The sequence below is a fragment of the Enterobacter sp. J49 genome (assembly GCF_002148625.1).
Classification (GTDB): Bacteria; Pseudomonadota; Gammaproteobacteria; order Enterobacterales; family Enterobacteriaceae; genus Enterobacter; species Enterobacter ludwigii.
The window spans coordinates 197497-218432 of sequence record NZ_MWPY01000037.1; the positions used below are offsets into that span (position 1 = coordinate 197497).

19 protein-coding genes are annotated in these 20936 nt (G+C 55.4%); 14 read left to right on the forward strand and 5 right to left on the reverse strand.

Going from position 1 to position 20936, the window contains the following annotated elements; translation table 11 throughout:
- Positions 1 to 47 precede the first annotated feature (47 nt).
- On the reverse strand, positions 48 to 977 hold the full coding sequence (locus BJP35_RS19285) for a formate/nitrite transporter family protein (RefSeq protein ID WP_020883107.1): 930 nt from the start codon (positions 975 to 977) through the stop codon (positions 48 to 50).
- Between the two features lie 315 nt (positions 978 to 1292).
- On the opposite strand from BJP35_RS19285, the gene mlaA reads away from it, so the two are divergent.
- A complete protein-coding gene (mlaA, locus tag BJP35_RS19290) occupies positions 1293 to 2045 on the forward strand; it encodes a phospholipid-binding lipoprotein MlaA (protein WP_020883108.1) in 753 nt (250 codons plus the stop codon).
- A 63-nt stretch (positions 2046 to 2108) separates the two neighbouring features.
- Here the strand turns inward: mlaA and fadL are convergent, their stop codons facing one another.
- On the reverse strand, positions 2109 to 3437 hold the full coding sequence (fadL, locus tag BJP35_RS19295; RefSeq protein WP_020883109.1) for a long-chain fatty acid transporter FadL: 1329 nt from the start codon (positions 3435 to 3437) through the stop codon (positions 2109 to 2111).
- Positions 3438 to 3809: 372 nt separating this feature from the next.
- Between fadL and BJP35_RS19305 the strand changes: the two genes are divergently transcribed.
- From BJP35_RS19305 to sixA, 4 genes are all read left to right on the forward strand, one after another.
- On the forward strand, positions 3810 to 4094 hold the full coding sequence (locus tag BJP35_RS19305; RefSeq protein ID WP_014171053.1) for a YfcZ/YiiS family protein: 285 nt from the start codon (positions 3810 to 3812) through the stop codon (positions 4092 to 4094).
- Positions 4095 to 4334: 240 nt separating this feature from the next.
- Entirely contained in the window at positions 4335 to 5645 is a 1311-nt protein-coding gene (gene fadI, locus BJP35_RS19310) for an acetyl-CoA C-acyltransferase FadI (protein WP_032678623.1), read from the forward strand.
- Positions 5645 to 7792, forward strand: a complete 2148-nt coding sequence (gene fadJ / locus BJP35_RS19315) for a fatty acid oxidation complex subunit alpha FadJ (protein WP_086463492.1) — start codon at positions 5645 to 5647, stop codon at positions 7790 to 7792. The genes fadI and fadJ overlap by 1 nt, the downstream gene beginning before the upstream one ends.
- A 209-nt stretch (positions 7793 to 8001) precedes the next feature.
- On the forward strand, positions 8002 to 8487 hold the full coding sequence (gene sixA / locus BJP35_RS19320; RefSeq protein ID WP_014171048.1) for a phosphohistidine phosphatase SixA: 486 nt from the start codon (positions 8002 to 8004) through the stop codon (positions 8485 to 8487).
- Between the two features lie 48 nt (positions 8488 to 8535).
- On the opposite strand, the gene smrB is transcribed toward sixA, so the two are convergent.
- Positions 8536 to 9087, reverse strand: a complete 552-nt coding sequence (smrB, locus tag BJP35_RS19325; RefSeq protein ID WP_014171047.1) for an endonuclease SmrB — start codon at positions 9085 to 9087, stop codon at positions 8536 to 8538.
- 145 nt (positions 9088 to 9232) lie between these two features.
- Between smrB and prmB the strand changes: the two genes are divergently transcribed.
- The 6 genes from prmB to BJP35_RS19355 are packed head-to-tail and all read left to right on the forward strand — an operon-like array spanning position 9233 to position 13784.
- Entirely contained in the window at positions 9233 to 10165 is a 933-nt protein-coding gene (gene prmB / locus BJP35_RS19330) for a 50S ribosomal protein L3 N(5)-glutamine methyltransferase (protein ID WP_014171046.1), read from the forward strand.
- A gap of 60 nt (positions 10166 to 10225) precedes the next feature.
- Positions 10226 to 11311, forward strand: a complete 1086-nt coding sequence (aroC, locus tag BJP35_RS19335) for a chorismate synthase (protein ID WP_025203566.1) — start codon at positions 10226 to 10228, stop codon at positions 11309 to 11311.
- 2 nt (positions 11312 to 11313) lie between these two features.
- Positions 11314 to 12138: a penicillin-insensitive murein endopeptidase gene (gene mepA / locus BJP35_RS19340; protein ID WP_014171044.1), complete on the forward strand. Its 825-nt coding sequence runs from the start codon at positions 11314 to 11316 to the stop codon at positions 12136 to 12138.
- Positions 12138 to 12947 carry a sulfite exporter TauE/SafE family protein gene (locus BJP35_RS19345; protein WP_014171043.1) on the forward strand — a complete coding sequence of 270 codons (810 nt, stop codon included), beginning with the start codon at positions 12138 to 12140 and terminating at the stop codon, positions 12945 to 12947. The genes mepA and BJP35_RS19345 overlap by 1 nt, the downstream gene beginning before the upstream one ends.
- Complete coding sequence (locus tag BJP35_RS19350; protein WP_047356577.1) at positions 12947 to 13492, forward strand: elongation factor P hydroxylase; 546 nt, start codon at positions 12947 to 12949, stop codon at positions 13490 to 13492. The genes BJP35_RS19345 and BJP35_RS19350 overlap by 1 nt, the downstream gene beginning before the upstream one ends.
- Positions 13493 to 13505: 13 nt before the next feature.
- The gene (locus BJP35_RS19355; RefSeq protein ID WP_020883115.1) at positions 13506 to 13784 is read left to right on the forward strand and encodes a YfcL family protein; all 279 of its coding nucleotides are present in this window, start codon (positions 13506 to 13508) and stop codon (positions 13782 to 13784) included.
- Between the two features lie 50 nt (positions 13785 to 13834).
- On the opposite strand, the gene mnmC is transcribed toward BJP35_RS19355, so the two are convergent.
- Positions 13835 to 15832: a bifunctional tRNA (5-methylaminomethyl-2-thiouridine)(34)-methyltransferase MnmD/FAD-dependent 5-carboxymethylaminomethyl-2-thiouridine(34) oxidoreductase MnmC gene (gene mnmC / locus BJP35_RS19360; RefSeq protein WP_086463493.1), complete on the reverse strand. Its 1998-nt coding sequence runs from the start codon at positions 15830 to 15832 to the stop codon at positions 13835 to 13837.
- Between the two features lie 158 nt (positions 15833 to 15990).
- Here mnmC and fabB point away from each other — a divergent pair, with 158 nt between their 5' ends.
- Together fabB and BJP35_RS19370 are read left to right on the forward strand one after the other, a co-directional pair.
- A complete protein-coding gene (fabB, locus tag BJP35_RS19365; protein WP_086463494.1) occupies positions 15991 to 17208 on the forward strand; it encodes a beta-ketoacyl-ACP synthase I in 1218 nt (405 codons plus the stop codon).
- 206 nt (positions 17209 to 17414) lie between these two features.
- Complete coding sequence (locus tag BJP35_RS19370; RefSeq protein WP_059306631.1) at positions 17415 to 18593, forward strand: MFS transporter; 1179 nt, start codon at positions 17415 to 17417, stop codon at positions 18591 to 18593.
- Between the two features lie 76 nt (positions 18594 to 18669).
- On the opposite strand, the gene flk is transcribed toward BJP35_RS19370, so the two are convergent.
- Entirely contained in the window at positions 18670 to 19674 is a 1005-nt protein-coding gene (gene flk / locus BJP35_RS19375; RefSeq protein ID WP_025203569.1) for a flagella biosynthesis regulator Flk, read from the reverse strand.
- Positions 19675 to 19788: 114 nt separating this feature from the next.
- Here flk and pdxB point away from each other — a divergent pair, with 114 nt between their 5' ends.
- Complete coding sequence (pdxB, locus tag BJP35_RS19380) at positions 19789 to 20925, forward strand: 4-phosphoerythronate dehydrogenase PdxB (protein ID WP_025203570.1); 1137 nt, start codon at positions 19789 to 19791, stop codon at positions 20923 to 20925.
- Positions 20926 to 20936 lie beyond the last annotated feature (11 nt).

Sequence of the window (20936 nt, forward strand, 5' to 3'; positions counted from 1 at the left end):
ACTTTGCGTTAAGCTCATCGCCGCCTGACTGCTCAAAGAGTCACCATTCAGGTCGATTTTTTTGCAGATTTATCATCGTTTTCCCGCGCTTTCTGTTCGGCCTTGCGCTTATTAGACATGTCGTTACGGATTTGCGCATGGCTTAACAGTGCGAAGATAAACGTTCCGCCGCAGATATTGCCTGCCAGCGTCGGCAGGGCGAACGGCCAGAAAAAATCGCTCCAGTGAAGCGTACCATTAAAGACCAGATAGAGGATTTCAACGGTTCCGACCACGATGTGCGTGGTGTCAGCCAGCGCTATCAGCCAGGTCATTAATATGATCACGACAATTTTGGCACTGCCCGCGGAAGGAAACATCCACACCATGGTCGCGATTATCCAGCCGGAGATGATGGCATTCGAGAACATTTCGAACGGCGTGTTTTTCATTACGTCCATACCGATTTTCACGAAGGCATCCCGGGTGGGCTCATCGAATATCGGCATATATTCAAATGCCCATGCCGCCACGCCTGTACCGATGATATTCCCCAGCAGCACCACGCTCCATAAACGCATCAGTAAACCGAAATTACCGAGGGTAGGGTTTTGCATCACCGGGAGAACGGCGGTAACGGTGTTTTCAGTAAACAGCTGCTGGCGCGCCATAATGACAATCACAAAGCCAAAGGTGTAGCCGAGATTTTCAAGTAAAAACCCACCGGGTACCCCTTCCAGTTGCACATGGAATATGCCCTTGGCGAGGAGTGAGGCGCCCATCGACAAGCCTGCCGCGATGGCCGACCAAAACAGAGCCATGGCATCACGCTCCATCTCTTTTTCGCCATCCTGTCGGATATGTTCATGGATCGCCATCGCACGGGAAGGAAGGCGATCTTCATTGATTTCTATCTCCTCACCGCGCTCTTTTTCCTCGCTTTCAATTTCAATTTCCTCATTACTCTCGCCAATTTTTTCTTCGCCCACTTCTTTCATAGCCACTCCAACACGATGATCTTTCTATAAAGCGTAGCGGCTTTTAATGAAATGCCCGTGGGGATGCTCTTAAATTGGCGGTAATGGCAACAAAGGCGATACATCTCATTAAAAGACATTATAAAATTGCCAGCGAAACGAATTCTAAAAGCCAGGCTATGCTGAGATCAGAGTGACGGTGGTTACTGCCCGTAATTGTGCTCGTAGACATCGGTAAACGTGCTGTTACAATCACTTGCACGTTTACAGGCGGAGCAACCCATGCTCCGTTACGGATGGCAATCAACGATAGCCATACTGAACAGGGAGATATTTATGAAACTTCGGCTGTCGGCGCTTGCGCTGGGCGCGACGATGCTTGTGGGCTGCGCCAGCTCTGGAGAGCAAACGGGACGCTCCGATCCTCTCGAAGGATTTAACCGCTCAATGTACAGCTTCAACTACAACGTGCTGGACCCGTATGTGGTTCGCCCGGTGGCAGTTGCATGGCGTGATTATGTTCCACAACCTGCGCGTAACGGGTTGAGTAACTTCACCAGTAACCTGGAAGAACCTGCGGTGATGGTGAACTACTTCCTGCAGGGCGATCCGTATCAGGGTATGGTGCACTTTACCCGCTTCTTCCTGAACTCATTGCTGGGGATGGGGGGCTTCATCGATGTTGCCGGTATGGCGAACCCGAAACTTCAGCGTGAGCAACCGCACCGTTTCGGCAGTACGATGGGGCATTATGGCGTGGGTTATGGTCCGTATGTTCATCTGCCATTCTACGGCAGTTTCACCGTACGTGATGACGGCGGCGACATGGTGGATACACTGTATCCGGTTCTGTCGTGGCTGACCTGGCCGCTGTCGGTAGGGAAATGGACGGTGGAAGGGATCGAGACGCGTGCGCAACTGCTTGATTCGGACGGTCTGCTGCGTCAGTCTTCTGACCCGTATATTATGGTCCGCGAAGCTTACTTCCAGAATCACGACTTTATTGCCAATGGTGGCAAGCTGAAGCCGGAAGAGAATCCGAACGCGAAAGCAATCGAGAACGAATTAAAAGATATCGACTCGGAATAAAGATATCGACCCGGAATAAAGAAAAAAGGTGAGCCATGCTCACCTTTTTTAATCCCTGCGCGATTAGAACGCGTAGTTGAAGTTCATGCCATACAGCCAGGCTTTACCTTCAGAAGAGAACTCATACGGCCCCTCCTTAAAGTTAACTTTTTGACCGTGCATGTAAGAGATGCCCGCATCGATAGAAGCATCTTTATTGAAGGCATAGGTTGCACCTGCGCTCAGCCAGAAGCGGTCCTGGTCCGGAATGGAGATGGAACGCTTGTCAGCCGGTACAGGACTATCATCGAAGGCAATACCGGTACGGAATGTCCAGTTGTCATCCATATAGTAGGTGGTACCCAGCGCGATACGGTAGGCATCACGGAAGCTTTCATCTTTATAGAAGAGCGTGTCACCATTGCTGTTGGTCGCTTTCAGCTCCTGGAACTGGCTCCAGCTGGTGTAGGTCAGGCTATAGTGAACCGCCCACTGCGGCGCCACTTTGTTATAACCCGACAGTTCCCACATTTCTGGCAAGTGCAGGCTCAGAGAACCGCCAGTGGTACGGCCGTCGGTGCCCATTGGCAGGCCGAAGCTACCCAGAATCTGGTTATAGGCTGAAGGCAGGCTGCTCTTATAATCGCCATCGAAGTCAATTTTCACTTCGGAACGGTAGGTTAAACCGTAGCGGTTATTTTTATCGATTTCATAAAGGATACCGGCGTTCCAGCCGAAGCCCCATTCGTCACCCTTAAGGTAAGCAATTTGGGTATCTGCCGGAATACCTGCAACCTGCTGTGCCAGACCCGGAATCGGTGGCAGAGCGCCTGAGCCAGCAACGACTTTACCCAGGTCACCCGCGTAGCGCTCGATCTTCGCTTTAGCATAAACCGCATCAAAGCCGACGCCGAAGCTCCAGTGGTTGTCCAGACGGTAAGCACCGCTCAGGTTCAGGTTCAGGGTTTCAAGGTCGGTTTTACCGCCATACGCCCCTGCGGCGTAGTTATTATTAAACTCGGTAGCCAGACCGTAGTTAGACGTCACGGAAGCGCCCCAGCCGAACTGGTCATTAATTGGCGCAACGAAGTGGAGGTTTGGCACCCAGGCTGTTGGCGCGATGTTGTCTGCCTTCAGGCTGGCGCCTGTTGGCGAGCGGCCCGAGATATCAACACCCGGATCAACAAAGATTGCACCAGCAGAGAAGGTCGGGCGATCGAACATCATGATCAGTGCAGGGTTACGACTCGCGTTGCCCGCATCATCAGCAATTGCGCCTTCCCCGGAATACGCACGGCCAAGGCCAGAGGAAGAAAATTCGTTTAACTGAAAGCCCGCGGACCAGGCGGACGTAGAGACGATTGCCACTGCGACTGCCAGCGCAGTCTTTTTGAACAGGGTTTTCTGGCTCATGACCATAACCTCATTGAGTTATTTTTATTCAATAATTGTTACATACCGTAACAGGAGCGCGAAGTGTAGGGTCTGAGGTATGACATACAAATCAGACCAGTGGCGAGAGTATAGGTCTGACCAGCCAGAATGTTGCAAGTTTGTTTATTAATATTTTCAAACATGTTTCTTGAAACGAGATCTGGTTGGCAAAATTGTGACCATTGCGAATCGTCTGAAAGGGTGATTTTTGTTCTAGATCATTTTTTAGTGTGATATTGGTCACTTATCCGCTTTTGCGCCATTAACGGCTGGAGAGAGCCAGCCCCGGGGCGTAAAATAGCAGCATCGTGTTTATCTCGCGCCTTGCGCGAATACAGAGGAAATTGAGCTATGAGTAAATGCAGTGCTGATGAAACCCCGGTTTGCTGCTGTATGGATGTTGGTACCATCATGGACAACTCCGATTGCACCGCCTCTTACAGCCGTGTATTCAGCAACCGCGCCGAAGCGGAAGAAACCCTGGCCGCGCTGAGCAAACGTGCACGTGAGGTCGAATCCGATCCGTGCGAAATCAAATCCACCTTTACTGACGTGGACGGCGGCGTGAAGCTGGATATCGACTTTGTGTTCGCCTGCGAGGCGGAAACGCTGATTTTCCAGCTGGGTCTGCGCTAATCTCAACGGCGTAATGCCCTCATCCTGGCCCCTCTCTCACAGAAGAGGGTGCACACTAAAACGGTAACCTTCGGGTTACCGTTTTGCTTTTGTTTTCGCAGAGACATTTTCTTTTTTCTTCTCTGTGCCTTAGCTCGCACTTTTTCGTTTCCCTGATTGGCTGAATGTAAAAAAATGGTTAAGACTGTTATCAGGTCAGACCACTTTATGTTTGAGTAAAAAATTTTACAGGGGAAGGTTATGAGTCAGGCGTTACCGCTTATTACCCGTCAGGGCGATCGCATTGCCATTGTCAGTGGATTACGTACGCCATTTGCACGTCAGGCGACAGCGTTTCATGGCATACCGGCTGTCGATCTGGGGAAAATGGTGGTGGGGGAGATGCTGGCTCGCAGCGAAATTCCGCCTGAGGTCATCGAGCAGCTGGTTTTTGGCCAGGTTGTGCAGATGCCTGAAGCACCCAATATTGCGCGCGAAATCGTCCTCGGTACGGGGATGAACGTCCACACTGATGCCTACAGCGTCAGCCGGGCATGTGCTACCAGTTTCCAGGCGGTGGCTAACGTGGCTGAAAGCCTGATGGCAGGTACCATTCGCGCTGGGATCGCCGGCGGGGCGGACTCCTCTTCGGTTCTGCCGATTGGGGTCAGTAAAAAGCTGGCCCGGATCCTGGTTGACGCCAACAAAGCCCGTACCGTCGGTCAGAAACTCAAACTTTTCTCACGCTTACGCCTGCGTGACCTTATGCCTGTACCGCCCGCAGTGGCGGAGTATTCCACCGGTCTGAGAATGGGCGATACCGCCGAGCAGATGGCAAAAACTTACGGGATCACCCGTGAGCAGCAGGATGCGCTGGCTCATCGCTCACATCAGCTGGCGGCGAAAGCCTGGTCGGAAGGCAAACTGGCTGATGAAGTCATGACGGCGTACATCCCGCCATACCGTGAACCGCTGTCAGAAGATAACAATATTCGCGGCAGTTCGACGATGGCGGATTACGCCAGGCTCCGTCCGGCATTTGACCGCAAACACGGTACCGTCACGGCCGCCAACAGTACTCCGCTGACGGACGGTGCCGCCGCGGTGATCCTGATGACGGAATCCCGTGCCAAAGAGCTGGGCATAAAACCGCTGGGCTACCTGCGCAGCTACGCCTTCACGGCGATAGATGTGTGGCAGGACATGTTGTTAGGGCCGGCGTGGTCCACACCGCTGGCGCTGGAACGCGCGGGACTTACCCTCGCGGATTTAACCCTCATTGATATGCACGAAGCATTTGCCGCACAAACCCTGGCAAACATACAACTGCTGGCGAGTGAACGTTTCGCGCGCGATGTTCTTGGCCGGGCGCATGCCACTGGCGAAGTGGATCAGAGCAAATTTAACGTCCTGGGTGGCTCCATCGCCTACGGTCATCCATTTGCGGCGACGGGGGCGAGGATGATCACTCAGACATTACATGAGTTACGTCGCCGGGGCGGTGGTTTTGGTCTCGTAACCGCCTGCGCAGCGGGTGGTCTGGGCGCGGCAATGGTTCTGGAGGCTGAATAATGGATATGCCATCTGCATTTAATCTGACGGTACGCCTCGATAACGTCGCCGTTATTACTGTCGATGTTCCCAACGAGAAGATGAACACCCTGAAAGCCGAGTTCGGCGTTCAGGTGCGCGCGATGCTAAAGCAGATCCGCGAGAACAAAGCGATTCGCGGCCTGGTGTTTATCTCGGCGAAACCGGACAACTTTATTGCCGGAGCCGATATCAACATGATTGCCCGGGCGCAAAACGCTCAGGAAGCCGAAGAGCTGGCGCGTCAGGGGCAACAGGTCATGGCGGAGATCCATGCGCTGTCTATCCCGGTCATCGCGGCGATCCACGGTGCCTGTCTGGGCGGTGGGCTGGAGCTGGCGTTGGCCTGTCACAGCCGCATTTGTACCGAAGATGCGAAAACCGTTCTGGGCCTGCCTGAAGTGCAGTTAGGCCTCCTGCCAGGCTCCGGCGGGACGCAGCGTCTGCCGCGTCTGGTTGGGGTCAGCACTGCACTGGAAATGATATTAACCGGCAAACAACTGCGTGCCCGTCAGGCGCTGAAAGCCGGCCTGGTCGACGAGGTGGTTCCTCACGCCATTTTGCTTGAGGCGGCGGTTGAACTGGCGCTCAAAGGACGGCAGGCAAAACGTCCTCTGCCGGTGCGTGAGCGCGTGCTGGCCGGGCCACTGGGCCGCACACTCCTGTTCAGCATGGCGGGCAAGAAAACCGAACAAAAAACCAAAGGTAACTACCCGGCGGCGAAACGTATCCTTGAGGTTATTGAAGTGGGCTTATCTCAGGGCAGCAGCAGCGGCTATGCCGCAGAAGCAAAAGCCTTTGGCGAGCTGGCGATGACGCCGCAGTCTCAGGCGCTGCGTAACATCTTTTTTGCCAGTACAGAGGTAAAAAAAGACCCCGGCAGCGAGGCGCAGCCTGCCCCGCTGCATGCCATTGGCGTACTGGGTGGCGGGCTGATGGGGGGCGGAATATCTTTTGTTACCGCCAGCAAAGGCAAATTGCCTGTACGTATCAAAGACATCAATGCGAAAGGAATCAATCACGCGCTGCAGTACAGCTGGCAGAACCTTGATCAAAAGGTTAAACGCCGCCATATCAAGGCCAATGAGCGTGATAAAACCCTGGCACTGATCTCCGGCACGACAGACTACAGCGGTTTTGCCCATCGCGATCTGGTGATTGAAGCGGTGTTTGAAGACCTGGCGCTTAAGCAGCAGATGGTGGCTGACGTTGAGCAACATTGCGCACCCCATACCATTTTTGCGTCGAACACCTCGTCATTGCCTATTGGCGATATTGCGGCCAGAGCCCAGCGTCCGGAGCAGGTGATTGGCCTGCACTATTTCAGTCCGGTTGAAAAAATGCCGCTGGTGGAGGTTATCCCACACGCCAGTACCAGCCCGCAAACCGTTGCTACCGTGGTTAAACTGGCCAAAATGCAGGGGAAAACACCGATAGTGGTGGCGGACAAAGCCGGCTTTTACGTTAACCGCATTCTGGCGCCTTATATAAATGAAGCGATGCGGCTGCTGACGGAAGGGGAGAAGATCGAACACGTCGACGAGGCGCTGGTGAAGTTTGGGTTCCCCGTTGGCCCAATCCAACTTTTGGATGAGGTGGGAATCGACACCGGCACTAAAATTATACCTGTGCTGGAAGATGCTTATGGAGATCGTTTTAGCCCGCCTGCAAACATTGTTTCTGCAATTTTGAAGGACGATCGCAAAGGCAGAAAAAATGAACGCGGTTTCTATCTTTACGGCGCGAAAGGGCGTAAAAGCAAGAAACAGGTCGACCCTTCGGTTTATGGGCTTATTCCGACAACCGGTCAGGGGAAACTGTCACCCGTTCAGTGTGCTGAACGCTGTGTGATGATGATGCTTAATGAAGCGGCACGCTGCTTTGGTGAGCAGGTGATTAAAAGCGCGCGCGATGGTGACATCGGTGCAGTATTTGGCATTGGTTTCCCGCCGTTCCTCGGCGGCCCGTTCCGTTACATGGACACTCTCGGTGCGGGTGAAGTGGTTGCAATCCTGCAACGTCTGGCCTCGCAATACGGTCCGCGGTTTACACCGTGTGACGAATTATTGCAGATGGCGGAACGGGGCCAGACATTTTGGCCTTCAAGGGAAACTGTCCTCGTAAGTTGAGGTCAAAAAAGGGTAAATCCTGAAGTGTATGAACCTGTTTTGGCGATTTTGTAAACAGAGATTGACTATACTTACACCATTGAGGTAAAAAACAGCGTTTCATTCACCGAATGGATCAGGCACAATGCCCGACCATCGGGTTTTCTACCTCGGAGCGGTAATCGCGGGTAGTCAACGCCGGTGATTCTGGTTAACAAAAGCGGTGCAATATGCAAGTTTTTATCATGCGTCACGGCGACGCGGCACTCGATGCCGCCAGTGACTCAGTACGTCCTTTGACCGTCTGTGGCTGCGACGAATCTCGTCTGATGGCGACCTGGCTTAAAGGTCAAAAAGTGGACATCGAACGCGTTCTGGTGAGTCCGTTCCTGCGTGCAGAACAGACGCTGGAAGTGGTGGGGGAGTGTATGAACCTGCCAGCCAGTGTGGATGTTCTCCCGGAACTCACCCCGTGCGGTGATGTCGGCCTTGTCAGCGCTTATCTTCAGGCGCTGTGCAATGAAGGTGTCGCTTCCGCGCTGGTCATTTCCCACCTGCCACTCGTTGGCTATCTGGTATCTGAGCTGTGCCCGGGCGAGACGCCGCCGATGTTCACGACTTCCGCCATTGCCAACGTCGCTCTCGACGAAACGGGCAAAGGGGTCTTCAACTGGCAAATGAGTCCGTGCAATCTGAAGATGGCAAAAGCTATCTGATGTGACGTGCGATATGGCGGGGAGCAGAACATGCCTCCCGCCGTCCTGTCAGGGTAATTCTGGCGGCTGCCACTCTTCTACTTCAATCAACACCAGTAATGCGGCATCTCCGCCGTACTCTTTGGGTGCCTGATGAAACGCCATCACGTGGGGATGCTGAGCCAGCCACAGCGGTGTTTGTTGCTTCAGGATATGTTTGCCGTGGCCATGCATCACGCAGGCGCAGAAAACATGTTCGCGACGACAGGCGGCAATTAATGCGCCCAGCTCCTGCTTCGCCTGCATCTGCGTCAAACCGTGCAGATCAAGAAACAGTTCGGGCGAGTAATCCCCCCGGCGTAACTTTTTCAGCTCAAAGTGGCTGACATCTTCCCTTACGTACTTCACCGCGCCCTGCGTATTGAGCAGCGGCTGAAATTCATCTGAAAAATAGTGGCTATTATCCGCCTGCTCCTGGAGCAATCGCTTGACCGGGACTTCCGTGATTTTTTTGCGCATCGGACGGTGGACAATGATGTCCTGCTTGATTTGACGCGTCCCGGTCATCAGCTGACGGAAGAGCGCCTGATCCTCCTCGCTAAGGGATGTTTTCTTTTTCATGGGTCATTCTCATCTCGTATTTCCGACAGTGTACCCGACTAAACGCATTTTTTAACCTCAAGCGCGACGCGTCATTGCTGATTTATCGCCGTCTTCATGGCAAACTAGCCGCCGAAAATTATGCGAGCATGCCCTGGAGGAAAGAGTGGATAAAATTTTTGTCGATGAAGCAGTAAACGAGCTGCATACCATACAGGACATGTTGCGCTGGTCGGTTAGCCGCTTCAGCGCCGCAAATATCTGGTACGGGCACGGTACCGATAACCCGTGGGATGAGGCCGTTCAGCTGGTACTGCCGTCCCTCTACCTGCCGCTCGATATTCCGGAAGACATGCGTACCGCACGCCTGACCTCCAGCGAAAAGCACCGTATCGTGGAGCGTGTTATCCGCCGCGTTAACGAGCGCATTCCGGTTGCCTATCTGACCAACAAAGCCTGGTTCTGTGGTCACGAGTTCTATGTTGATGAACGCGTTCTGGTGCCGCGCTCGCCGATTGGCGAACTGATCAACAACCACTTTGAAGGCCTGATTAACCATCAGCCAGAGCATATCCTTGATATGTGTACCGGCAGCGGCTGTATCGCGATTGCCTGTGCGTACGCCTTCCCGGAAGCGGAAGTGGATGCCGTGGATATCTCCACCGATGCGCTGGCTGTGACCGAGCACAATATTGAAGAACACGGTCTGATCCATCACGTTACGCCAATCCGCTCCGATCTGTTCCGCGATCTGCCAACGCTGCAGTACGATCTGATCGTCACCAACCCGCCGTATGTTGATGCGGAAGACATGTCCGATCTGCCAAACGAATATCGCCACGAGCCGGAGCTGGGTCTGGCGTCAGGCTCTGATGGCCTGAAGCTTACCCGTCGCATTCTGGCCTGCGCGCCGGATTATCTGACCGACGACGGTGTTCTGATTTGTGAAGTGGGCAACAGCATGGTACATCTGATAGAGCAGTACCCGGATGTGCCGTTCACCTGGCTTGAGTTCGATAACGGCGGTGACGGCGTCTTTATGCTGACCAAAGCGCAGCTGCTTGACGCGCGCGAATACTTCAGCATTTACAAAGATTAATCCAGCGGGCTTCGGCCCGTTTCACAACGCTCAAACACAAATAACGACATCGGAGCCGTGATGGCAGGAAACAGTATTGGACAATTATTCCGGGTGACCACCTTTGGTGAATCGCACGGGCTGGCACTGGGCTGTATCGTTGACGGCGTACCGCCAGGCATCGAACTGACCGAAGCTGATTTACAGCACGACCTCGACCGTCGTCGTCCGGGGACTTCTCGCTACACCACGCAGCGTCGCGAGCCGGACCAGGTCAAAATTCTTTCCGGCGTTTTCGAAGGCCGCACCACCGGCACCAGCATCGGGCTGCTGATTGAAAATACCGATCAGCGCTCGCAGGATTACGGCGCCATCAAAGATGTGTTCCGTCCTGGACACGCCGATTACACCTACGAACAAAAGTATGGCTTCCGTGATTATCGCGGCGGCGGACGTTCGTCTGCCCGTGAAACCGCGATGCGCGTTGCGGCAGGGGCTATCGCCAAAAAATACCTGCAGCAGAAATTTGGCATTGTGATCCGCGGCTGTCTGACCCAGATGGGCGATATTCCACTGGCTATCAAAGACTGGGATCTGGTCGAGCAAAATCCGTTTTTCTGTGCCGATGCAGATAAGCTGGAAGCGCTGGACGAACTGATGCGTGGCCTGAAAAAAGAGGGCGACTCCATTGGTGCCAAAGTCACCGTCGTGGCTGATGGCGTACCGCCAGGCTGGGGTGAACCGGTATTTGACCGTCTGGATGCGGACATCGCTCACGCACTGATGAGCATCAACGCGGTGAAGGGCGTAGAAATTGGCGACGGTTTTGACGTCGTTGCGCTGCGGGGCAGCCAGAACCGCGACGAAATCACCAAAGACGGTTTCCAGAGCAACCACGCGGGCGGCATCCTCGGCGGTATCAGCAGCGGTCAGCAGATTATTGCCAATATTGCGCTGAAACCGACTTCCAGCATTACCGTGCCAGGCCACACGATTAACCGCTCTGGCGAAGAAGTTGAGATGATCACTAAAGGACGTCACGATCCCTGTGTGGGGATCCGTGCGGTGCCGATCGCAGAAGCGATGCTGGCGATCGTACTGATGGATCACTTCCTGCGCCAGCGCGCGCAGAATGCGGATGTGACGACCACCATTCCACGCTGGTAAACATGAAAAAAACCGTCATTGCTCTGCTGGCACTGCTTGCCAGTGGAGCCAGTCTGGCCGCGACGCCATGGCAGAAAATCACCCATCCTGTGGCGGGCAGCGCGCAGTCAATTGGCGCGTTCTCGAACGGCTGTATCGTTGGGGCACAGGAACTTCCGTTGCAGTCCGATACCTATCAGGTGATGCGTACCGACCAGCGTCGTTATTTTGGCCATCCGGACCTGGTGCTGTTTATCCAGCGTCTGGGAAACCAGGTGCATAACCTGGGGCTGGGCACGATGCTGATTGGCGATATGGGGATGCCTGCCGGCGGACGGTTCAACGGCGGACACGCCAGTCACCAGACCGGTCTCGATGTCGATATCTTCCTGCAACTGCCGAAAGCGCGCTGGAGTTCAGCCCAGTTGCTGAAACCGCAGGCGCTGGATCTGGTGGCGCGCGACGGTAAAAACGTCGTGCCATCGTTGTGGACGCAGGACGTCTTCAGCATGATTAAGCTGGCGGCGAAAGATAACGATGTCACGCGGATTTTCGTTAACCCGGCCATCAAGCAGCAGCTCTGCCTGGATGCCGGCACCGATCGCGACTGGCTGCGTAAAGTGCGCCCGTGGTTCCAGCATCGTGCACATATGCACGTTCGTCTGCGCTGCCCGGCAAACAGCCTGGAATGTGAAGATCAGCCGTTACCCCCGCCAGGCGATGGCTGTGGTGCGGAACTGCAGAGCTGGTTTGAGCCGGCAAAACCTGGAACCTCTAAGCCTGAGAAGAAGACACCGCCTCCGTTGCCGCCTTCCTGCCAGGCGCTACTGGATGAGCATGTACTTTAATGGATAATTTCGTCGAACTGTTTATGGTGTCACCGCTTCTGCTGGTGGTGCTTTTCTTTGTGGCGATGCTGGCCGGGTTTATTGATGCTCTGGCGGGCGGCGGTGGTTTGTTAACCGTACCGGCGCTGCTGGCCGCGGGCATGAGCCCGGCACAGGCGCTCGCCACTAACAAGCTTCAGGCGTGCGGCGGCTCGCTCTCCGCGTCGCTCTATTTTATTCGCCGTAAGGTCGTCAGTCTGGCTGACCAGAAGCTCAATATTCTGATGACCTTTATTGGCTCGACCTCGGGTGCACTGCTGGTTCAGCATGTACAGTCCGATATTCTGCGCCAGATCCTCCCCATTCTGGTTATCTGCATCGGTCTCTACTTTTTGTTGATGCCAAAGCTCGGGGAAGAAGACCGGCAGCGTCGTCTGCATGGCCTGCCGTTCGCTCTTATCGCGGGTGGCTGCGTCGGGTTTTACGATGGCTTCTTTGGCCCCGGAGCAGGCTCGTTCTATGCCCTTGCGTTCGTGACGCTGGCCGGCTTTAACCTCGCTAAATCCACCGCCCACGCCAAAGTGCTCAATGCGACGTCAAACGTCGGCGGCCTGCTGCTGTTTATCATTGGTGGCAAAGTTATCTGGGCAACCGGATTTGTGATGATGGCAGGGCAGTTTTTAGGCGCACGTGCGGGCTCGCGTCTGGTATTAAGCAAAGGACAGAAGCTCATTCGCCCGATGATTGTTGTCGTCTCAGCGGTCATGAGTGCCAAACTGCTTTATGACAGCCATGGACAAGAGATCCTCACCTGGCTGGGAATGAATTAATGAACACAACCCATAAATACGAACAGCTGATTGAGATTTTTGATGGCTGTTTTGCTGATGATTTTAATACCCGTCTGATTAAAGGCGACGAGGAACCGATCTATCTTCCTGCTGATGCGGACGTGCCGTATAACCGTATCGTGTTCGCGCACGGCTTTTACGCCAGCGGGTTACACGAGATTTCGCACTGGTGTATAGCGGGGAAAGCGCGTCGTGAGCAGGTGGACTTCGGCTACTGGTATTGTCCGGACGGCCGTGACGCCGCCACGCAGAGCCAGTTTGAAGATGTGGAGGTGAAACCGCAGGCGCTGGAATGGTTATTCTGTGTGGCGGCAGGTTTCCCGTTCAACGTCAGCTGTGACAACCTCGAAGGAGAGGTCGAGCCAGACCGTATTGTCTTCCAGCGCCGCGTTCATGCGCAGGTGATGGAGTACCTTGAGAAAGGCATCCCGGAACGTCCGGCACGCCTGATCGAGTCCTTACAGAATTATTACCACACGCCGGAGATCACGGCGGAATGCTTCCCTTGGCCGGAAGATCTTTAACAGAGGAAAGAAGATGATCGCAGAATTTGAATCACGCATTCTGGCGTTAATTGATGACATGGTGGAACACGCCAGTGATGATGAGCTGTTCGCCAGCGGTTATCTGCGTGGTCACCTGACGCTGGCTGTCGCTGAGCTGGAAGCAGGGGACGATCACTCTGCCGAGGCCATTCATGATGAAGTGAGCCGCAGCCTGGAGAAAGCGATCCAGGCAGGGGAACTCTCACCGCGTGACCAGTCATTAGTGCTGGGTATGTGGGACACCCTGTTCCAGCAGGCAAAAGCCAGGTAGTCATTTCTCCTCCCTTTCCCGGTGGGAGAGGGAGGACATCGGCCCGCACGTTACTTCACCCTTTTTCCTTTCAGTAACTTCCGTACCCACAAACGGTTGGGATTGAGCCCCGCAAGCGTAACGCTGTCCAGCGGAACGGGCTCATCACTCATCTGTGCCGCCAGCACTTCGGCCAGCAACGGCGCTGAGCATAATCCCCGTGAACCGAGTCCCCCGAGCATAAACAGCTGCGGATAAACTGGCGCACTCACCGCGGTATCACGGTTTTCAGCAAGATCCTGATAGGCCTCAAGCGTTGCTTCATAGTCAGGCACATTTCCCGCCATCGGCAGATGGTCCCGGGTGGCACAGCGTACGCCACAGCGCGCGTCACCGGCGCTGATATCCACCTCTTTTGCCCAGTCGGCCTGCGGGAAGCAGTTGATCAGGCGCTGGCGATTTTGCTGCTGATCGTCTTCGCTGTAGCGCATGTCGGTCTCACCGCGATGGTAGCTGGCACCAATGCAGTGGTGGCCGTTGGACGGATTTTGTGGCGTCAAATAGCCGTCGTAGCAGAGTACCTGCTTCAGTTTTTCCAGCGCTGGCGAGGTGGGGATATGGCTGACCTGGCCGCCGACAGGGTAAAGCGGCAGCTTTTCCGTCTGGTTGAACTGGCTGATAGGGTGACCGTTGGCCAGCACTACGCAGGTATGCTGCGCCTCTTCGCCGGTGGTGAAATGCAGGTTCCAGTGCTCCGTGTGGTGAAGTGAGGCGACCTGGCGGGAATAGTGCATTGTCAACCCGCGCGACTGCGCCAGCGCAATGGCTGCCGTGGTCAGATCTGCCGGACACAGCCAGCCACCGAGCGGATAGTGGATACCGTCGCAGCCCGTATCGACGCCCGCGGTTTCGGTTATCTGCTGCGCATTCACCGCCCGGGCAATTTCGAGCGGCAGACCCAGCGACAACATGTGCGCGATTTTTTGCTGGCTCTTCTCATCCCAGCCCAGTTGCGTAACGCCACACCAGTCGTGGTCAAACGCCACAGGCAGGGCATCATACAGGCGCCGGGCAAAGGTAAAGGCTGCCGGGAAAAACTGGCTCAGCGCCGGATCGTGAGCGCTTAACAGTGGGTAGAGCGCCCCCTGGCGGTTGCCGGAAGCGCCTTTTGCCGGCGCGTCGTCGGCGCAGTAGAGCGTTACCTGCCAGCCACGGTGTAAAAGCGCGAGCGAAAGCAGGGCGCTGGCAATCCCGCCGCCGACAATTGCTACCTCTCGTGAAGTGCTGGCGCTGCGTGAAAACCAGGGCGTCTGAGCGGGGATCTCCAGCGTCTGATCCATTCTTCCGACCAGCATGTCGCGCTTGCGACCAAAACCTTTGGTCTTTTGCATGGTAAAGCCGGCCTCCTGCAATCCGCGGCGGACAAAGCCTGCCGAGGTGAAGGTCGCGAGCGTTGCGCCGGGACGCGCCAGGCGTGCCATTGCGTTAAACAGATGCTGGCTCCACATGTCCGGATTCTTGGCGGGGGCAAAACCATCAAGGAACCATGCGTCCACTTTCTGATTCATTGAATCATCAAGCTTATCGGTCAGTTCATTGATGTCGCCGAGCCACAGATCCAGCGTGACGCGCCCGCCGTCCAGCAGCAGACGATGACAGCCGCCGAGGTGCGGCGGCCACTGCGCCTGAAGCTGCTCCGCCCATGGCGCAAGTTCCGGCCAGTGCTGATGGGCGAGACGAAGGTCATGCGCGGTGAGTGGAAATTTTTCAAAACTGATGAAATGTAATCTTTGCAGTGTAGCGTCAGGGTGAGCAGCGTGAAACTGATCGAACATCTGCCAGAGGGTGAGAAAATTCAGACCGGTACCAAACCCGCTCTCAGCGACCACGAACAGACTGCGCGGATGCGTGGGGAAACGGGCGTTTAACTGGTTTCCGTCGAGGAAAACATAGCGGGTTTCTTCCAGTCCGTTATCATTAGAAAAGTAGACGTCATCAAAATCTCGGGAAACAGGTGTACCCTCAGCGTTGAATTCGAGGTTGGCGGGTTGTATAGCGTTTTGTTTCACGTAAGTTACTCGTCTGACAGGCAGTGACACGATCTTAACGATGTGCGTCCATCGGTGCAAATTTCCGCAGAAAATGTCTGATCGGACTTGTTCGGCGTACAAGTGTACGCTATTGTGCGACTCGAAACTTAATATAGTGCGACTTACAGAGGTATTGAATGAAACGTGCAGTGATTACTGGCCTGGGCATCGTTTCCAGCATCGGTAATAACCAGCAGGAAGTCCTGGCATCTCTGCGTGAAGGACGCTCCGGGATCACTTTCTCTGAAGAGTTTAAAGATTCAGGTATGCGTAGCCACGTATGGGGTAACGTCAAACTGGACACCACCGGTTTGATTGACCGTAAAGTGGTTCGTTTCATGAACGATGCCTCTATTTATGCTTATCTCTCCATGCAGGAAGCGATTGCGGATGCGGGTCTGAGCGCGGAAGTTTACCAGAACAACCCACGCGTAGGTCTGATCGCCGGTTCCGGTGGCTCATCTAAAGCGCAGGTCTTTGGTGCCGACGCAATGCGTAGCCCACGTGGTCTGAAAGCGGTAGGTCCTTATGTTGTGACTAAAGCTATGGGTTCAGCGGTTTCCGCTTGCCTGGCGACCCCGTTCAAAATCCACGGCGTTAACTACTCCATCAGCTCTGCCTGTGCGACCTCCGCACACTGCATCGGTAATGCGGTTGAGCAGATCCAGCTGGGTAAACAGGACATCGTGTTTGCTGGCGGCGGCGAAGAACTGGGCTGGGAAATGGCCTGTGAATTCGACGCAATGGGGGCACTGTCCACCAAATATAACGAAACTCCGGATAAAGCATCCCGTACCTATGATGCGCACCGTGACGGTTTCGTTATCGCAGGCGGCGGCGGTATGGTTGTGGTTGAAGAGCTGGAGCACGCGCTGGCGCGTGGTGCGCACATCTACGCTGAGATCGTGGGCTACGGTGCAACGTCTGACGGCGCTGACATGGTGGCTCCATCCGGTGAAGGCGCAGTGCGCTGCATGAAGATGGCGATGCACGGCGTTGACACACCAATCGACTACCTGAACTCCCACGGTACCTCTACTCCGGTAGGCGACGTGAAAGAGTTGGGGGCGATCCGTGAAGTGTTCGGCGACAACAGCCCGGCTATCTCCGCGACCAAAGCCATGACCGGTCACTCTCTGGGGGCTGCTGGCGTTCAGGAAGCGATCTACTCTCTGCTGATGCTGGAAAATGGCTTTATCGCCCCAAGCATCAACATTGACGAAATGGACGAGCAGGCCGCAGGTCTGAACATCGTGACCCAGCCAAAAGAAGCGACACTGACTACCGTCATGTCCAACAGCTTCGGTTTCGGCGGTACTAACGCCACGCTGGTGATGCGTAAGTTCAACGCATAAGTTCTGACTGATTCAAAAGGGGAGCCTGACGGCTCCCTTTTTTTATGCATTGACAAGCGGCTGATCTCGCAGGCAAACTTCCTACCTCAACATTATCCTCACGATAATGCGTAAGCGTTCAACGTCAACCAACGCACCTAAATCCTGGTTATCAGGAAGAGGGGGCGTGGTTTTTCCCCGCCTTACTCTTCATTTCGGAGTAAAGCATGACTGCAGTCACTCAAACAGAAACAACCTCTTCAGCGAACGTCTCGCTGTTTCGCATCGCGTTTGCGGTGTTCCTGACCTATATGACCGTCGGCCTGCCGCTGCCGGTGATCCCGCTGTTTGTTCATCAGGAGCTGGGCTATGGCAACACCATGGTCGGCGTCGCTGTGGGTATTCAGTTCCTGGCTACGGTATTAACCCGCGGTTATGCCGGACGTCTGGCGGATCAGCACGGGGCAAAACGCTCGGCGTTACAGGGCATGTTTGCCTGTGGTCTGGCGGGAGGTGCATGGCTGCTGGCCGCTCTCCTGCCGGTTGACGCTGCGTATAAATTTGCGCTGCTGATCGTGGGGCGTTTAATCCTGGGCTTTGGTGAAAGCCAGCTCCTGACCGGTACGCTGACATGGGGTATGGGACTGGTGGGGCCTGCACGCTCCGGCAAAGTCATGTCCTGGAATGGCATGGCCATTTATGGCGCGCTTGCCGCAGGCGCCCCGCTCGGGTTGCTTATCCACAGCCACTTTGGCTTTGCCGCGCTGGCAGCGACCACCCTGATGCTGCCGCTGCTGGCATGGGCATTCAACGGTCCGGTGCGTAAAGTTCCTGCCCATAAAGGGGAGCGCCCGTCTTTGTGGAGCGTGGTGGGTCAAATCTGGCAGCCGGGCCTTGGCCTGGCCCTGCAGGGCGTCGGTTTTGCGGTAATTGGTACGTTCGTCTCGCTCTACTTTGTGAGCCGCGGCTGGGCGATGGCAGGTTTTACGCTGACCGCCTTTGGTGGCGCATTTGTCTTAATGCGCGTGCTGTTCGGCTGGATGCCGGATCGTTTTGGCGGCGTGAAGGTTGCAGTGGCATCACTGGTGATTGAAACTCTGGGTTTGCTGTTACTGTGGAATGCACCCGTTGCGTCCGTCGCGTTGTTAGGCGCGGCGTTGACCGGCTGCGGATGCTCGCTTATTTTCCCGGCGCTGGGTGTGGAGGTGGTAAAACGTGTCGCCCCGCAGGTGCGTGGCACGGCGCTTGGCGGCTATGCGGCGTTTCAGGATATCTCATACGGGGTAACCGGGCCGCTGGCAGGTCTGTTAGCGACGTCGTTCGGGTATCCGTCTGTTTTCCTGGCGGGCGCGGTTGCAGCGGTTGTGGGCATTGTGGTGACGCTGGTGGCGTTTCGTCAGTCTTAGCGGTTAAGTGCCGGGGCGGCAAGCCTTCCCCGGTGTACTGTCGGCCCGGCAGGCGTAGCGCCACCGGGCGAAACCGTTATGCGACCAGCCAGAAAATCGCCAGTGCAATCATTAACGCAATAAACATCAATCCTGGACGGGCAGAGAGGGTTCTGAACGTTTCCACCACTGGCGCAAACAGCGGATTGTAGATTGGCTGTATGTTTCGTGCTTCCGGCACGCCCCCTTCGCGTTCGGCGCGGCGAACGAAAATCTGGTTGAGCACATCCTGCACCTGCGCGGTGGTCAGTACCGTTTGCGGTGTGGCCTGCCAGGTCTGCTGGGCGTAATCACGAATGGCGTCAAATTCGTTCGGCTCCAGCGGCTGCTTAAGTGCCGCCTGAACCGTGTGCAGGGTTGGAGCGGTCTGGGTGCTGAGCGTCTGACGCGCCTGTAGCCAGGTCACCAGGTGCGTAAACTGTTTCGCCGGGATCAGCTCGCCCGCTTTTACGCCGGAGAGTTCCAGCATTGATTGCCAGATAAGCTTCGTCGGTTCGCCGGTGGCGGCGGCCAGCTTGGTCACCATCTGCTTGAGCGTGTTGTGCTCGGCAGGCAGCAGCGGACGCTCGGTCGCAGGGCGTTGCTGAGGCTGTGGAATTGACAGCTGATTGGTTTGCAGCAGCGTCAGTACGGTTTTGAGCTGTTCCGGGGTCAGCTGGCTCAGGGCGGTCTGACCAAACTGCTGGCGAATAAAATCACTCACCGCCTGGCGGTTATTTCCCTGGCCCAACAGCTCGGTCAGCTGCGAGACAATCTGGCGTGTGCTGTGATTCTGCTGTGCAGTATCAATCCGCTGGTTCAGGTTTTGCTCGGCAGCAGGGAAATGGCGCGACTGCAAAGGTGCGTCGTTCCTGACACCTAAATCGTGCTTTACCCCAGCCCAGACTTCCGCGTTTTGCTGCGACGTCAGCGCGATCAGACGCGTGATCAGTCGCTCCAGCACGGTGCGCTGTTGTGTGGATAGCGGTTGTTCGCCTGCAACGTTTGGCGTAACAGGGCCTTCACCCGGAGGGCGCGGCGGCGTACCTGAAATGGGCTGCATCGTCAAAAAATCCTTAAAGTCAAAACTCAGCGTAAACCTGGCAGACGTATATGCCTGGCGGCCAGATTATGGCACACTTGACGGGTTTTCTTCCTCTCAAACAGGTACTCAGACGTGAAAATCCTCGTTGATGAAAATATGCCTTATGCCCGCGAGCTCTTTAGCCGCCTCGGCAACGTTAAGGCTGTCCCGGGTCGGCCGATCCCGGTAAACGAGCTGGATGATGCAGACGCGCTGATGGTGCGCTCGGTAACCAAAGTAAATGAGGCGTTGCTCTCCGGCAAAGCGGTGAAATTTGTCGGGACCGCAACGGCAGGGACGGATCATGTGGATGATAAATGGCTTAAGCAGGCGGGGATCGGTTTTTCAGCCGCGCCGGGCTGCAACGCCATTGCGGTCGTGGAATATGTCTTCTCCTCCCTGCTGATGCTGGCAGAGCGCGACGGTTTTGCGTTGCAGGACCGTACCGTCGGGATTGTTGGTGTGGGCAACGTGGGCGGGCGCCTGCATAAACGTCTTGAGGCGTTAGGCATTCGCACCCTGCTGTGCGATCCGCCGCGTAAAGACAACGGTGATGAAGGCGACTTCCGTTCGCTGGATGAACTGGTTGCACAGTGCGATGTGATCACTTTCCATACGCCGCTGTTTAAAGAGGGGCCTTATAAGTCGCTGCACCTTGCTGACGAAGCCCTGATCCGTCGTCTGAAGCCAGGCACTATTCTGATAAATGCCTGCCGGGGTCCGGTGGTCGATAACCTTGCGCTGCTGAAATGTCTGGACGAGGGGCAAGCGCTTAGCGTGGTGCTGGACGTCTGGGAGCCGGAGCCTGAGCTTAACGTTGCGCTGCTTAACAAGGTGGACGTCGCAACGGCGCATATAGCCGGTTATACCCTTGAAGGAAAAGCCCGCGGCACGACGCAGGTCTTTGAGGCCTATAGCGCCTTTATCGGCCATCCACAGCAGGTGGCGCTGGATACCTTACTGCCTGCGCCTGAATTTGGCCGCATTACCCTGCACGGGCCACTCGATCAGGCAACGCTGAAACGACTGGTCCATTTGGTGTATGATGTGCGCCGCGATGACGCGCTGCTGCGTAAAGTGGCGGGTATTCCGGGTGAGTTTGATAAGCTGCGCAAGAACTATGTTGAGCGCCGCGAGTGGTCTTCCCTGTATGTGATTTGCGACGACGCAACGGCTGCGACGCAGCTGCATAAACTGGGTTTTAACGCCGTTCATCACCCGGCACATTAATGTCTTCTTAA

What these genes read in the sequence shown, in the direction of transcription:
- BJP35_RS19285 (WP_020883107.1), bottom strand. Translation starts at nt 977, where the DNA reads ATGAAAGAAGTGGGCGAAGAAAAAATTGGCGAGAGTAATGAGGAAATT.
- mlaA (WP_020883108.1), top strand. Translation starts at nt 1,293, where the DNA reads ATGAAACTTCGGCTGTCGGCGCTTGCGCTGGGCGCGACGATGCTTGTG.
- fadL (WP_020883109.1), bottom strand. Translation starts at nt 3,437, where the DNA reads ATGAGCCAGAAAACCCTGTTCAAAAAGACTGCGCTGGCAGTCGCAGTG.
- BJP35_RS19305 (WP_014171053.1), top strand. Translation starts at nt 3,810, where the DNA reads ATGAGTAAATGCAGTGCTGATGAAACCCCGGTTTGCTGCTGTATGGAT.
- fadI (WP_032678623.1), top strand. Translation starts at nt 4,335, where the DNA reads ATGAGTCAGGCGTTACCGCTTATTACCCGTCAGGGCGATCGCATTGCC.
- fadJ (WP_086463492.1), top strand. Translation starts at nt 5,645, where the DNA reads ATGGATATGCCATCTGCATTTAATCTGACGGTACGCCTCGATAACGTC.
- sixA (WP_014171048.1), top strand. Translation starts at nt 8,002, where the DNA reads ATGCAAGTTTTTATCATGCGTCACGGCGACGCGGCACTCGATGCCGCC.
- smrB (WP_014171047.1), bottom strand. Translation starts at nt 9,087, where the DNA reads ATGAAAAAGAAAACATCCCTTAGCGAGGAGGATCAGGCGCTCTTCCGT.
- aroC (WP_025203566.1), top strand. Translation starts at nt 10,226, where the DNA reads ATGGCAGGAAACAGTATTGGACAATTATTCCGGGTGACCACCTTTGGT.
- mepA (WP_014171044.1), top strand. Translation starts at nt 11,314, where the DNA reads ATGAAAAAAACCGTCATTGCTCTGCTGGCACTGCTTGCCAGTGGAGCC.
- BJP35_RS19345 (WP_014171043.1), top strand. Translation starts at nt 12,138, where the DNA reads ATGGATAATTTCGTCGAACTGTTTATGGTGTCACCGCTTCTGCTGGTG.
- BJP35_RS19350 (WP_047356577.1), top strand. Translation starts at nt 12,947, where the DNA reads ATGAACACAACCCATAAATACGAACAGCTGATTGAGATTTTTGATGGC.
- BJP35_RS19355 (WP_020883115.1), top strand. Translation starts at nt 13,506, where the DNA reads ATGATCGCAGAATTTGAATCACGCATTCTGGCGTTAATTGATGACATG.
- fabB (WP_086463494.1), top strand. Translation starts at nt 15,991, where the DNA reads ATGAAACGTGCAGTGATTACTGGCCTGGGCATCGTTTCCAGCATCGGT.
- BJP35_RS19370 (WP_059306631.1), top strand. Translation starts at nt 17,415, where the DNA reads ATGACTGCAGTCACTCAAACAGAAACAACCTCTTCAGCGAACGTCTCG.
- flk (WP_025203569.1), bottom strand. Translation starts at nt 19,674, where the DNA reads ATGCAGCCCATTTCAGGTACGCCGCCGCGCCCTCCGGGTGAAGGCCCT.